At 74.2% G+C, this 12,986-nt stretch carries 9 protein-coding genes and 2 pseudogenes; 7 read left to right on the forward strand and 4 right to left on the reverse strand.

All coding sequences use genetic code 11. From position 1 onward, the window contains the following. The 4 genes from OP86_RS30785 to OP86_RS34155 all read left to right on the forward strand — a co-directional run. A partial coding sequence (locus OP86_RS30785; protein ID WP_167344243.1) for a WD40 repeat domain-containing protein occupies positions 1-1,009 on the forward strand: 1,009 nt, incomplete at its 5' end. Between the two features lie 72 nt (positions 1,010-1,081). Continuing rightward, positions 1,082-2,161: a hypothetical protein gene (locus OP86_RS30790; RefSeq protein ID WP_157849891.1), complete on the forward strand. Its 1,080-nt coding sequence runs from the start codon at positions 1,082-1,084 to the stop codon at positions 2,159-2,161. Then, a complete protein-coding gene (locus OP86_RS37590) occupies positions 2,158-5,709 on the forward strand; it encodes a hypothetical protein (protein WP_033334114.1) in 3,552 nt (1,183 codons plus the stop codon). The genes OP86_RS30790 and OP86_RS37590 overlap by 4 nt, the downstream gene beginning before the upstream one ends. A 3-nt stretch (positions 5,710-5,712) precedes the next feature. Further along, a complete protein-coding gene (locus OP86_RS34155; RefSeq protein WP_030061659.1) occupies positions 5,713-7,164 on the forward strand; it encodes a hypothetical protein in 1,452 nt (483 codons plus the stop codon). A 34-nt stretch (positions 7,165-7,198) separates the two neighbouring features. On the opposite strand, the gene OP86_RS30805 is transcribed toward OP86_RS34155, so the two are convergent. Next, positions 7,199-8,488, reverse strand: coding sequence for a serine/threonine-protein kinase (locus OP86_RS30805; protein ID WP_078653680.1), 1,290 nt, complete (start codon positions 8,486-8,488; stop codon positions 7,199-7,201). Between the two features lie 258 nt (positions 8,489-8,746). On the opposite strand from OP86_RS30805, the gene OP86_RS30810 reads away from it, so the two are divergent. Continuing rightward, the gene (locus OP86_RS30810; protein WP_030061656.1) at positions 8,747-9,316 is read left to right on the forward strand and encodes a Uma2 family endonuclease; all 570 of its coding nucleotides are present in this window, start codon (positions 8,747-8,749) and stop codon (positions 9,314-9,316) included. Between the two features lie 194 nt (positions 9,317-9,510). Here the strand turns inward: OP86_RS30810 and OP86_RS35350 are convergent. Continuing rightward, positions 9,511-9,837: pseudogene (locus tag OP86_RS35350) on the reverse strand (MFS transporter); the annotation flags it as partial. Between the two features lie 161 nt (positions 9,838-9,998). Here OP86_RS35350 and OP86_RS30820 point away from each other — a divergent pair. Together OP86_RS30820 and OP86_RS30825 are read left to right on the forward strand one after the other, a co-directional pair. Next, complete coding sequence (locus tag OP86_RS30820) at positions 9,999-11,504, forward strand: MFS transporter (protein ID WP_245231840.1); 1,506 nt, start codon at positions 9,999-10,001, stop codon at positions 11,502-11,504. Beyond that, the gene (locus OP86_RS30825; protein WP_030061652.1) at positions 11,501-11,755 is read left to right on the forward strand and encodes a hypothetical protein; all 255 of its coding nucleotides are present in this window, start codon (positions 11,501-11,503) and stop codon (positions 11,753-11,755) included. The genes OP86_RS30820 and OP86_RS30825 overlap by 4 nt, the downstream gene beginning before the upstream one ends. Before the next feature lie 68 nt (positions 11,756-11,823). On the opposite strand, the gene OP86_RS30830 is transcribed toward OP86_RS30825, so the two are convergent. Both OP86_RS30830 and OP86_RS30835 read right to left on the reverse strand, forming a co-directional pair. Continuing rightward, entirely contained in the window at positions 11,824-12,681 is an 858-nt protein-coding gene (locus OP86_RS30830) for an ABC transporter permease subunit (RefSeq protein WP_030061651.1), read from the reverse strand. Continuing rightward, a pseudogene (locus OP86_RS30835) lies at positions 12,678-12,986 on the reverse strand (ABC transporter ATP-binding protein); the annotation flags it as partial. The pseudogene OP86_RS30835 and the gene OP86_RS30830, both read right to left, overlap by 4 nt.

Raw genomic sequence — 12,986 nt, forward strand, 5'->3', positions numbered from 1 at the left:
CCCCCCGCCCGGCCCGCCGCCGGGTCCGCCACCCGGCCCGCCGCCACCCGCCCCGCCGCCAGGCCACCCGTCGGGGGAATCCGTCCTCACCGGCCACACCGCCCCGGTGACCTGCGTCGCCGTCTCCGCCGACGGCCGCCGGATCCTGTCCGGCAGCGCGGACGGCACGCTCAGGCTGTGGGACCTCGAAGCCGGGGCCGAGGTCCGGCGCTGGGTCGCGCACGACGACGGGGTGGAGTGCGCCGCCCTCTCCCCGGACGGCCGCTCCGCGGTGTCCGGCGGCGTCTGGGGGCCCGCACGCCTGTGGGACACCGCCACCGGCACCGGACTCCGCCGTTTCCAGGGCCAGGAGCAGGGCTGTCTGTCCGCGGTCTTCTCCCCGGAGGGCCGGCTGGTGGCGACCGGCTGCGGGGACCACACCGTCCGCTGCTGGGACCCGGCGACCGGTCAGGAACTGCGCCGCTTCCCCGGGCACACCGCGGACGTCACCGCCGTCGCGTTCTCCCCGGACCGCCGGCTGCTGCTCTCCGGCGCCGCCCAGACCGAGTTCGGCGCCGACCAGGTACGGCTGTGGGACCTGGCGAGCGGCACGGAGCTGCGCCGCTTCGGCGAGGGGCTGTTCGTGGTGACCGCCGTCGGCTTCGCCGCCCGCGGCGCCCTCGCCGTCGCCACCACCATGGACAACCGGCTGCACGTGTGGGACGTGGCCACCGGCGCCGAGACGGGCCGCTTCGAGGTCGGCACCGGCAACCTGCTCTGCCTCGCGGTGTCCCCCGACGGCCGCTGGCTGCTGATCGGAAGCGGGACGGACTACTACGACGCGGACCTCATCGCCGACCTCGGCATCGACAACCGGGCCCGGCTGGTGGACCCGGCGGACGGCCGGGAGGCGGCCCGGTTCGAGGCCCACACCGGGAACGTCAACGCCGTCGCCTTCACCCCGGACGGCCGCCGCGCCGTCTCGGCGAGCGCGGACCGCACGATCCGGCTGTGGGACCTCGGAGCGTAGTCGCCCGAACCGGTTGCCCCCGGTCACCCGCCGGTGGAATCGTGGCAGGAGAAGATCGGATCGGACCCCGAAATGGCAGAGCGGGAACGAGGAGAACAGCGCACCTCGACCGTGGACGGCCCAGTGGTCCGGGCCCGTCCCGGGCCCGGTGGGCGAGGTGCCGGGATCCTGTGCGCGATTCTCGGGCTCCTCCCCGTCACCCCCGTCCTGGCCTGGTCGTACGGCCTGGCGCCGTTCGCCGTCTGGTTCTGGTCGGTCACCGTGCCGAGCCTCGCGCTGCTCGCCGCCATCGGCGTGGCCACCGCCCGTTCCCCGCAACTGCACCGGCTGCACCGCGCGCTGCTGGTCGGGACGGTCGGCGGCCTGCTCGGCACCCTCGGCTACGACCTGTTCCGGGTGCCGTTCGCACTGGCCGGGCTCCGGCTCTTCGCGCCGATCGACACCTACGGCGTCCTCGCCCTGGGCGCGGACTCCTCCGACCCGCGCACCGGGCTGCTCGGCTGGGCGTTCCACTTCTCCAACGGCATCGGCTTCGGGATCAGCTACGCCGTCCTCGCCTCCGGCCGCCGCTGGCAGTGGGCGCTGGCCTGGGGCCTGATGATCGAGACCCTCGCCGTGGCCTCGCCCGTCGCGGGCGTCTACGCACTGCGCGGCCCGGGGCTGATCGCCATCGCCTACGCCGGGCACCTCGCCTACGGCACACCGCTGGGCCTGCTGGCCGCCGACCCCGAGCGCACCGTCCGCCGGCTGCGCGAGGTCGGCCCGCACACCACCGCTTACGCGCTGCTGGCCGTCCTGCTGGTCCTGGTGGTCTGGCAGCGGCCGTTCGGCACGCCCGCCGGCGTCCGGGCCGGCGAGCGGGTGGCGCCCGGCCCTAGCGCCCTGGTGCTGGACGGGCGGTTCCACCCGCAGTACCTGCGGGTTCCCGCGCACGGCTGCGTGGCCCTGCACAACGGCGACCCGGTGCCGTACACCCTGCCCGCCGCCGTCGGATCGCCGCGGCTGGAGCCCGGGCGCACCACCACCGCCTGCTTCGCCTCCGCGGGCAACGCCGTCCTGCGGGTGCGCACCACCGACCGGCCGTACGCCGGCGGGTTCGTCATCGTGGACCGGACGGAGAGCCGGCACGGACCGGACGGAGCGCCGAGATGACCACCGCGACCGCCCCGCAGACCGTCCCCACCCTCGGCGAGGTCGCCCGGCGGCTGCCCGGGTGGCTGCGCGAACACGTCTGGTCCGCCGTGACCGGCGCGGTGGTCGGCGGCCTGATCGGCTACGCGACGAACGTCTTCCTGATCGCCGTCCGCTACAACGGCTGGCGCAAGGTCCCGCACGGAGCGCCGGCCACCAGCCACAACAACTTCTTCCAGGGCGCGCTGTTCTGGGGCCTGCTCACCACCGTGCTGTTCGGCGTGATCGGCTACTGGCACGCCGTCGGCACCGCCCGCTTCCTCGCCGACCTGCGCGCCCTGCCGCACACCCTCGGCGCGCTGGTCCGGGGCGACCGCGCGGCCTCCGTCCACCTGCTGTGGGGCGCGGCGGTGGCGCTGCTCGCCGCCCAGGTCGTCCCGCCCGCGGCCGGGGCGGTGCTCGCCGTCGGGGTGCTCGCGGGCGCGCCGACCGTGCTCGGGAGCATCGTGTCGACGTTCCTGCGCCGCATCTGGTCGGCGGTGGTCAAACAGGTCGCGCCGACCCGCCACCACCGGATCACCGGGATCACCGGCATGACGGTGGGCCTGCTCGGCTCCGCCGTGTCGCTGATCGTCGCCTCGTTCGTCACCGACACCGCGGCCAAGTGGGGCCTGGCCGGCGCCCTCGCGCTGGCCGCCGTCCTGATCGGCGTCACCGGCGCGCGACCGCCCGCCACCGCCTGCCTCGCGCTGATCATCGGCACGGTGCTGCTCCTGCACGGACTCACCGACGCCCTCCCGGCCCACGCCGACGACGGCGGCTCGATGGAATGCGGCGGCAAGGCCTGGCTGAGCTGCACCGGCAGCACCACCGTGCTGAAGTACTCGGCGGCCGGGGCGGCCGCGGCTGCCGCGGGCGGGATGCTGGGCACGTTCCTCGGCCACCTGGCCGGCTCCCTGGCGGGCGAGCCCGGCAACGGTCCGGACGCGGGCGGCGCGCCCTGGCAGCCGCAGCCCGGCATGCCGCCCGGCGACCGCAAGGCGATCAATGACTGGATCCGGAACCTGTTGGACGATCCGGCATTCCAGCGCTGGCGCGCCACCCACCCCGGCTTCACCGACCCGCCCACCGACGCCGAGTTCAACCAGTACCTCAACTGGCGCCGGGCCCAGGGGATGGCGGACCCGGCCCTGACCCTGCCCAGTACGCAGGCGCCGTTCCCGCTGGACGCCGGAGCGCTCCCGCCGCTCCCCGCGGCGGAACCCGAACCGCTGCCCCTGCCCGACCTGCCGCCCGGCCCCGAGCACGTCGACGAACCGCCCGCCGGGGACCTCCCGCCCAAGCCCGACCAGCCGCCGGCCCCGGCCCCCGCACCTGCGCCGCCCGCGCCCGACCCCGCCCAGGCGATCCGGGACCGGCTGGGCGCCCTGGACAACGCCAACATGTACGACCCCTCGTACTGGCAGCAGCTGCAGACCCTCAAGCAGGGCATCGACCCCGCCCAGGGCCTCACCGCCGACCAGCTACAGACCATCCGGAACCTGGAGGGGATGATCCCCAAGGCCGACGCGAACGTGGACGCGGCGCGGGAGACGTTCCGCAAGGCGGGGCTGGAGAAGCTCACCGCCGCCGTCCAACACGGCAGCCAGGCCGAACGGGACTACACCGACTACCTCCACCAGCTGGACGGGATCCAGGCCCGCGAGAACTACCTCAGCAACCTGATCGACCACCTTCCGCCCGGCCAGTTCGAAATGGCCAACCGGGTGCTGCAGCGGATCGAGACCGGCGCCCCGGGCACCGACACGGCGGGCGGACTGCGGCAACTCACCACCGCCCTGATCACCCAGGCCCAGGGACGCTCGGAGACGGAGGCGGCGGCCGCCGAGCTGGAGGCGATCGCGGCCCAGGAGCACGAGGTGGGCGCTACCAGGGTGCAGCACGCCGCCATCGCCGCGGAGATGCTGCTCGCCCCGTTCGCGGTGCCGCTGACCGCCGCCGGAGCAGCCCAGCTCGGGGCGTTCATGGTCGGACGCAACGCCGTCCAGGGCTTCGGCGTCGGGTACGAGGAGGGCGGCATCGGCAAGGCCCTGCTCGGCGCCGCCAACGCGGTGCTCCCCATCAACACCCTGCAGGCCGCCTACCAGGCCACCATCGGCCAGGTCATCGACCCCAACAGCCCGGCCCCGCAGGCCGGTCGGGGCACGATCGCGCTCGCCTTCGTCCAGGACCTCGGCAACGCCGTCGGGCTGCACTCGCTCGGCCTGAACAACATCGGCCCGGCAGCCGCCGAAGCGGCCACCGAGACCTCCGCGCTGAACAAGCTGAACACTGCGCACGGCGGCCAGCCGCCGCCCGGCCCGGTCCCGAAGGCCAAGGCCATCGACGACGCCGCCTACCGGGCCGAGCAGGCCGCCGGGCAGAAGGCGGCGGAGGAGTTCCAGCAGGCGGCGAACGACCTGCGCGCCCTGAAGGCGTCGGGGGCGAGCGCGGACGAGATCGGCGCCGCCCAGAAAGCGCTCCGGCAGAAGGCCATCGAGATCAACTCCCAGTACCAGGCCAAGGCCACCCTGAAGACCGCGAGCACGGAGGTCCAGGGCGAGTACGCCAACGCCATCAACCCGGTCCTGAACAAGGCCCAGGAGGACACCGTCGCCGCCCTCAACGCGCAGGGCTTCACCAGGGGCGGACGGAAGCTGACCACCGGGGACCTGATAGACCTGCGCAACGCCAAGAGCATGGGCACCGTCGGGATGGACCGCGACCTGGCCCTGAACCAGATGGCCTACCGCCGGACCCTCGCGGAACTGGAGAACGCGGCCCCCAACTCCCAGCGGGCGCAGGACCTGCTGGAAGAGCTCAAACAGTTCAAGGGCACGTCCCAACTGGAGCTCAACGGCGTGCCGGTGAGCGCCCCCAAGGCCAACGACGCCTTCCAGCAGGCGTACAACAAGGCGTACAAGGCAGCGACCGGTGGCCAGGACGCGGGCAAGGCCCTGCAGGCCGTCACCCAGAGCAAGCACCCGGAGGCGTACCAGGACCTGCCGGTGCTCAAGAACGACGCCCTCGGGTACCCGCCCGATCCCAAGTGGGCCGCGCAGACCGGGTCGGTGACTACCTTCAAGTCGTACATGAACCCGCACGAGCTGAGCGCGGGCAGCGCCCTTCAGGAGACCGCCCGGGGCGTGGCCAAGGACATCAGCACCAAGCTCGAACCGCTCATGCACTACAAGGGCGCCGACCCCGCCGCCTACCAGCGGGTCATGGACATGAAGGTCTTCCTCGGCGACTGCGGAAAGGGCATCTACACCCCGACCCAGATGGAGCTGCTGTCCCAGCAGAAGTTCGGCACCTCGATCAACGGCCTGGCCCAGCAGGTCGATTCGAACCTGACGGCCATCATCAAGCAGACCGGGCCCGCGGCCCCCGCCTTCCACGCCCTGCCCGGCCCCGGCCTGGGCGACGCGGGCGCCCACGTCGCCCAGGCGGCCGGTGCTGCGGCGGCGCCCGCGGCCAGGGGCATCGTGGCCGGCGCCGGACCGGGGACCACCCCGCCGGAAGGGACGTGAGCCATGGACACCGAAGCCGCTGGCACCACCGGCACCACCGGCACCGGGATACCGGACACCTCCTCGCCCGGCGGCCTGGCCCGCACCATCCACCTCGGTCGGCCCGAATTCGGGCCGCTGGCACGCCACTTGGGGCTGCCCGAACCGGGCGTGCTGTCACCGCTGCCCGACCTGAGCACCCCCGACCCCGGCGCCGCCGCGGCCGGACCGGTCCGTGAAATCGGTGAACTGCTGAGCGAGTTCACCGGGCTGCCCACCGCCACCGTGCGGGCCACGCTGCTCCCGCTCGCCGTACCCGACCGGGTGGTGGACGCCCGCAGCGCCCTGTTCGACAGCGCGCCGACCCAGTGCCGGCTGTACGCCTCCCACCAGGCCGAGGACGTCTTCGTCGGCCTGCGGCCCCGGCTGGACGGCGGGTACGAGCTGATGGCCCCGTTCGCCCCCCAGGACCTCGCCTGGTGGGTGCAGCTCCAGGTGCAGTTCTCCAGCGGGCAGCCGATGCCGCTGCCGACGGCGATGGAGGAGCTGACGGCCGAACAACTGGCCTTCCTGCTGGTCCTGGTCGACGCGTACAAGACCGCCTTCTTCCGCTCCTTCGCCGGGCGGCGGCAGCAGCCCGCGCCCGTCACCGTCACCCTGACGGACCTCCTGGAGGCCCAGCAGGACGCCCTCCGGGTCGCCGACCGGCGCTGGATCAGCCACTGCGTCGCGGAACTGTTCGCCGCCCAGGTGCACCCCGGCGGGCGGACCGGCGCGGCCCTGCCCACGGTCACCGCCGCCGTCGCCGAGCGCGAACTGCGCCGGTACGCGGCCGCCGGGGACCTCGAACCGGCCGGGAGCGGCGATCCGCCGGCCTACGAACTCGGGCTCACCCTGGCGACCTTCGCCGGCACCCTGTTCACCTGGATCAGCCTGCTCTCGCTGCACGACGTCCAGGTGGTCGGCCACGAAGCGGGCCGGCCCGTCGCGCAGGAGGACCTGGTGCTGTTCGTCGTGACCGAGCCGACCGTCTGGGCCCTGGCCAGCCAGGGCCTCACCCGGGCCGGACAGGACTGGTCGGCCGTCCGGTTCGGACTCCGGGCGCTCGGCGTCGTGGAGGCGTGCAACCTGGCCGCCGACTTCCTGCGGCCGATTCCGGGGCTCTCGCTGCCCGACGAGGTCTACCGCCCGAAGGCGGCGGTGGAAGCGACCGAGCAGCTCAGCCGGCCCCCCGCGCCGCCGCCCGGACCGCCCCCCACCACCATCACCCCCGTCTTCCTCCCCACGCACCGCGTCCCGTCCGGCGGCATGTCCGCCTGGGCCGCACCGGACCCGGCCCTCACGGCCGTGACCAGGATCGACGGGAGAGTCGAGCTGCAACTGCTCGAACGGGCCGGCGACTGGGCGCACATCCTCTGCTCCAACGGCTGGTCGGCCTGGGTGGACGGCCGGCGGATCGAGGAGATCGGGCGCTGACGGGCGGCCGTGACGGGAGGCCGTGACCGGAGGCTCACGGGATCGTGAAGGTGCTCAGCGCGGTGGCGAGCACGGGCTGGTAGGCGGTCCAGTCGGCGGAGGGGACGCCGAGGTAGACGGTGTACAGGGTGCCGTTCGGGGTGAGGAAGGACTGCGCGCCCACGCGGGCGGGGCCGAGGGTGAACTCCCAGTAGGCGCCCGGGTTGCCCTGGAAGGTGTTCTCGCGCAGGTCGATCCGGCTGTACCCGCCCTGCTGGGCGAGCGTCTGCTCGGTCTGGGTGAAGCCGGTGACGGGGGCCTGGTTGGCGCTGGTGGTGACGGTGAACCGCAGCGCGTGGTTGCCGCCGTCCGGCGAGTAGTCGCCCCCGCTGCCGTTGTCGGTCCGGACCCAGCCGACGGGGGCCGCGAAACTGAAGCCCGCCGGGTCGGTGGTCCGGACGTAGCCGGGCGGCACCTCGGCCCCGGGGGTCTGCGCCGGGGTGCTCGGCGCCGCCGGGGACGGCGACCCGGAGGCCGGCGGCGGGGTCGTGGGCGTCTCGGGTTTTGTCTGGGGAGCCGACGGTTCGGTGCTCGGCGGCTGGACGCCCAACTGCGGCCCGGTCGCCGACGGCGGCACGGACGGTGTCGCCGTACCCGCCTGGTGGTGCGTTCCGCGGCCGACCAGCAGGAAGACCACCCCGCCGATCACGGCCAGCGCGAGGACCACCGCCGCCACCAGCACCCCGGGCCGCCGCCGCGCCGCCGCTGTCCCCGTGGCTGGTGGTCCGGACGGTGGTCCGGGTGGCGCCGCAACCGCGGCCGTCTCCCGGGCCGGCAACGCCTCGGCCGTCGCCGGGCCGACGGTCAGGCCCGCGGCCACCCGGTCGAGCATGTGCCCGGTCCACTCCGCCCCCGGCCGCTGCGCCGGGTCGGGGCGCAGCAGCGACTCGACGACCGGCGCGAGCGGCCCGGCCCGCCGCGGCTCCGGCGGCCGCTCCGCCGCGCCCGGCCGCCTGCCGGGGAACGGCGCCCGGCCCTCGACGGCCGTGTACAGCGTGGCACCCAGCGACCACAGATCCGCCTCGGGGCCGGGCGCGCGGCCCGCGGTCCGTTCCGGGGCCAGGTATTCGGGATCCCCGTCGTACGGCCCGTCCGCGAACTCGGCGAGGACGGCCCGCCCGGCCTCCAGCCGGACCCGGGCCGGCTCGACACCACCGTGCACCAGCCCCTCCCGATGCCCCCGGACGAGCGCGGCCAACACCTGCGCGCCGACCCGGGCCGCCTCCCGCGGCGCCAACGGACCGTCGGCGGCGATCACTTCGGCGAGGCTCCGCCCAGCGCCCATGGTTCCGCTCCAACCGTGCCTGGACCCCCACGGCCAGTCTCCCGCCCGATCCCACCCCCGGCCATCGGACGCCGGCCCGTGGATGTGGAGGCAACGGTTCCGCCGACATCGGAGGACCCGGCGAGCGGATGCTGAACGGAGAACGGCACGAGCTGGTCATGGCATGGCCCCTGAATGGCCAGGAGCCGTCAAGGCTGGTCGGGTGGCCGAACGGCGGTGTGGTCTGGGGGAGAATCGCCGATGGGAAGGAGACGCCTTGTGAGCACGGCACCCCACGTCCCTGAGGACTACAGCACCGTCAGTGACCCTGAGAGGGCATTGAAGTACGCGATCCGGCACATCGCGGGCAACCGCACCGAGATCATCGAGGGAGTGATCACCCCCATGTCGCCGTCCTGGGCGCATGAGTCCGCCGCCGAGGTCGTCCGTCGCCAGCTCGGCCCCCGTCTGGAGCAGCTCGACCTGGTGTCCGGCTCCGGCACCCTCGATCTGCCCGGCAGCGAGAACTGGTACATCCCGGATCTGGCCGTCGTGCCCGCCGAGCTCGCCGCGAAGACCGAGGGCGCGCTGCTGCCCGATCAGACCCTCCTGATCGTCGAGGTCAGTTCCCCCTCGAACGCGGAGACGGACTGTGTCGTCAAGCGCCGTCGTTACGGCCAGTACGGTGCTCCGCTCTACCTCCTCGTCGACCAGCAGGACCGCAGCTGCACGCTGTACAGCGAGCCGACCCGCCTCGGTTACGCCGCCGAGAGCGGCCCGCACCCCTTCGGTACGCCTGTGCACCTCCCGGCGCCCTTCGACCTCGACCTCGACACCACCCGTCTGTAGCCGGTGAGCTGCCTACACCTTCGCGCTGTTCCTCGAACGGTCGTGGGTCGGGAGGCCGTTGGCGAGTTCTTCGGTCAGCGGGCGCCAGGCGATGGCGTCTGCGGCGGTGCGCAGTCGGGGGCTGCGCGGGCGGCCGGCGTCGGCGTCGAGGCGGGCGTTGAGCCGGTCGGACCAGGCGCGGGCGGGGGTGCGGTCACCATCGGCAGCATTTGGACGCCGGAGACGGTCGCCGAGTCGCCGTCCAGGTACTGCAGGAAAGTCGGCAGGAAGGTGAGCGCGCCGAGCATGGCGAAGCCGACGATGAAGCTGAGCATCGAGCAGACAGTGAACACCGGGTTGCGGAACAGCCGCATCGGGAGCATGGCTTCGACGGCCCGGGTCTCGGCCCAGCAGAACAGTCCGAGTGCCACCGCGCCGCCGACGAACAGGCCGATGATCACCCCGGAGCCCCAGGCGTACTGGTTGCCGCCCCAGCTGGTCGCCAGGATCAGCGCGCCGGCGGCGACCGCGACCAGGGCGATAACCTCTGGCGTGCCGGTCCCGGCCGCGATCCGGTTCGGCCGTTCGGGTGAGGGGCCCGCAGGGGGCGCCGCGGGGCGTGGCACAGGGTGTGGCGCGGGGCGCGCCGCGGCGTCCGGCCCGGGTGGCGGTGCCCGGTGGGCCGGGTGACGATGAGGCTCCCATGACCGTCCAACCCCCGCGCTGCATCGCGCACCCGAATCCGGACCCGCCCGGCGCCTCCGCCGTCGGCGGGCGGGCCGCTGCACGGCGCTGGCGGGCGCTCGCGGTCTGCCTGGTCGCCGGGTTCATGACCCTGCTGGACGTCAGCATCGTCAACGTCGCCCTGCCGACCGTACGGGCCGGGCTGCACATGTCGGAGAGCGGCCTGCAGTGGGTGCTCAGCGGCTACGCGCTGGCCTTCGGCCTGGTGCTCGTCCCGGCCGGGCGGCTCGGCGACGCGCGCAGCAGGCGGGCCGTCTTCCTCGCCGGGCTCGCCCTGTTCACGGTGGCCAGCGCGCTGGCCGGCGCGGCACAGGACCAGGAGTGGCTGGTGCTGGCCCGGCTGTTCCAGGGCGCGGCGGGCGGCGTGCTCGTCCCGCAGGTCTCCGGCTTCATCCAGACCCTCTTCCAGGGCGCCGACCGCGGCCGGGCCTTCGGCGCGCTCGGCGCGACCATCGGCCTGTCCACCGCCGTCGGCCCGCTGCTCGGCGGGCTGCTGATCCACCTGTTCGGCCCGGAGGACGGCTGGCGCTGGGTGTTCCTGGTGAACCTGCCGATCGGCGTCGTCGCCCTGCCGATCGCCTACCGGCTGCTCCCGCCGCCCCCGCCCGCCGCCGAGCGGGCCGGGCACCGCGACTTCGACCCGGTCGGTGTGCTGCTGCTCGGCGCCGGCACGGTCGCGCTGCTGCTGCCGTTCGTCCAGGAGAAGCAGTGGCACAGCCCGGCCCGCTGGTTGCTGCTGCCGGCAGCGGTGCTGCTGCTGGCGGCCTTCGTCGGCTGGGAGAGGCACTACGCGCGGCGGCGGGAGCCGCTGGTGAACATGGCGCTGTTCGCGGTGCGCCCGTACGCGGCGGGGGTGCTGTTGTCGCTGGTGTACTTCGCCGGGTTCACCGCGATCTTCTTCATCTTCACGCTGTACCTGCAGGCGGGGCTGCACTACTCGGCGCTGGCGGCGGGCGTGGCGATCACCCCGTTCGCGGTCGGCTCGGGCGTGGCCGCGGCGGTGGGCGGGCGGCTGGTGGGCCGGCTCGGCCGGCGGCTGGTGGTGGCCGGGCTGCTGCTGGTGCTGGGCGGCCTGCTGGCCTCGGCGCTGGCGGTGCAGTTGTGGTCGGGGCCCCAGGTGGGCTGGACGACGGCGCTGCCGCTGCTGGTCGCCGGGGTGGGCAGCGGGCTGGTGATCTCCCCGAACCAGACGCTGACCCTCCACTACGTGCCGGTCGCCCGGGCGGGCAGCGCGGGCGGTGTACTGCAGACCGCCCAGCGGGTCGGCTCGGCGGTGGGCATCGCGGTGGTCGGCTCGGTGTTCTTCGCCCACGCCGGCGGCCGCAGCCCGGACTGGGCGCTGGCCTTCCAACTGGGCGTGACGGTCGCGGCCGGCCTGGTGCTGGCGGCGCTGCTGGTGGCGGTCGCGGACACGGTGGCGGGGCGGCTGTCGGGCCGGCGGGACGCGGTGGGGGGCGGGTCATGACGGACGGGACCGGGGCGGACGGGACCGGGGTGGACCAGACGGCGGTGGACCAGACCGGGGCGGACGGGCCGGACGGGTTGTACCGCCGGGTCGTCGGCGCGGGCGTCCCGAGTCCCGAACTCCCGCCCGACACGGCCGACTTCGTGGTCGGCCTGCTGGCCCGGCTGGCCGTCCGGCGGCACGGTTGGGTGGGCGTGCTGCGGGCGCTCAGCCGGGCCGAGCGGGCGCCGGGGAGCGTTGCGGCGTTTTAGGTGTATTGACCCGCAGGGTTGTTCACGCGGGTCAATACACCTAGGCCCTGGCCGCGCGGCGCCGGGGGTCAGTGGTCCCGGCGGCGGATGACGACGGCCGCGACCGCCAGTGAGACGAGCGGCCAGACGGCGTAGGTGGTCCACGCGCCCGCGACCGTGGCCGGGTACTCCGTCGGACGCTGGTGCGTCAGGGAGATCAGGGCCAGCCGCTTCCAAGCGGGGAGCGGCATGGCGTGCAGCAGGTCGGCGCTCCAGCGGTAGGTCTCGGTGAAGAACGACGGGAGGACGAAGAGGACCAGCACCACACCCACCACGGCGGCGGCGGTGTGCCGGACCACGACGCCCAGGCCGAGCCCGATCAGCGCGCAGACCGGGCCGAACAGCGCGGCGGCGGTCACGTACCGGAGGGCCTGCGGGTCGGCGATGGACTGCCCGATGCCGAGCCCGGACAGGATCGCCTGGCTGGCGCCGAAGGAGACGCCCGCGGTGAGGACGCCGAAACCGAGCATGACCGACGCCAGTACGCACGCCTTGGCAAGCAGCACCGCACGGCGGTCGGGGACGGCCGCGAGCGTCGTGCGGATCAGCCCGGTCGCGTACTCGCCGGTGATGACGATCACGCCGACGGCGCCCGCGACGAGCAACAGGATGGTGGCAGAGGCGTTGATGTAGGCGTTGTCCAGCGCCACTTGGGCCATGGTCGCCGGATCGTCGTCGCCCGGCGTGTAGTGGTCGTGGGTGTACAGCGCGGACTTGAGGTTGGCGGCGACGATGACCAGGGCGCTCAGGCCGAGCACCCAGGGGATCGACCGCAGCGACCAGAACTTGATCCACTCGGCGGCGAGCAGGTCGACGAAGCGGGCGCGCGGCTCGGTGCGGGCGGCGGGGGAGGTGGGGTCGGTGGGGGCGAGGGTCATGGTGCTCATCGGGCCTCTCCGGCAAGGTATTCGACGCTGTCGGCGGTCAGGGCCATGAACGCGGACTCCAGGGACGGCGTCCGGGTGGCCAGCTCGTGCAGCACCACGCCGTGCCGCAGGGCGAGTTGGCTGATCCGTTCGGCGGGCAGCCCGGTGACGATCCCGAACTGCGACTCTGGCCGCTGCACTTCGGCTCCCTCGGCCTGCAACAGGCGGGCGAACGCGTCGAGTTCGGGCGTCCGTACGGTCACCGAGGCCACCGCGTTGCGGGCCGAGAACTCGGCCAGGCTCTCGTCGGCGATCAGCCGGCCGCG

Origin of the sequence: Streptomyces novaecaesareae, assembly GCF_000716875.1 — a bacterium.
Lineage (GTDB): Bacteria > Actinomycetota > Actinomycetes > Streptomycetales > Streptomycetaceae > Kitasatospora > Kitasatospora novaecaesareae.

Coding starts and splice junctions, on each gene's coding strand:
- OP86_RS30790 (WP_157849891.1), top strand. CDS start 1,082: ATGGCAGAGCGGGAACGAGGAGAACAGCGCACCTCGACCGTGGACGGC.
- OP86_RS37590 (WP_033334114.1), top strand. CDS start 2,158: ATGACCACCGCGACCGCCCCGCAGACCGTCCCCACCCTCGGCGAGGTC.
- OP86_RS34155 (WP_030061659.1), top strand. CDS start 5,713: ATGGACACCGAAGCCGCTGGCACCACCGGCACCACCGGCACCGGGATA.
- OP86_RS30805 (WP_078653680.1), bottom strand. CDS start 8,488: ATGGGCGCTGGGCGGAGCCTCGCCGAAGTGATCGCCGCCGACGGTCCG.
- OP86_RS30820 (WP_245231840.1), top strand. CDS start 9,999: ATGACCGTCCAACCCCCGCGCTGCATCGCGCACCCGAATCCGGACCCG.
- OP86_RS30825 (WP_030061652.1), top strand. CDS start 11,501: ATGACGGACGGGACCGGGGCGGACGGGACCGGGGTGGACCAGACGGCG.
- OP86_RS30830 (WP_030061651.1), bottom strand. CDS start 12,681: ATGAGCACCATGACCCTCGCCCCCACCGACCCCACCTCCCCCGCCGCC.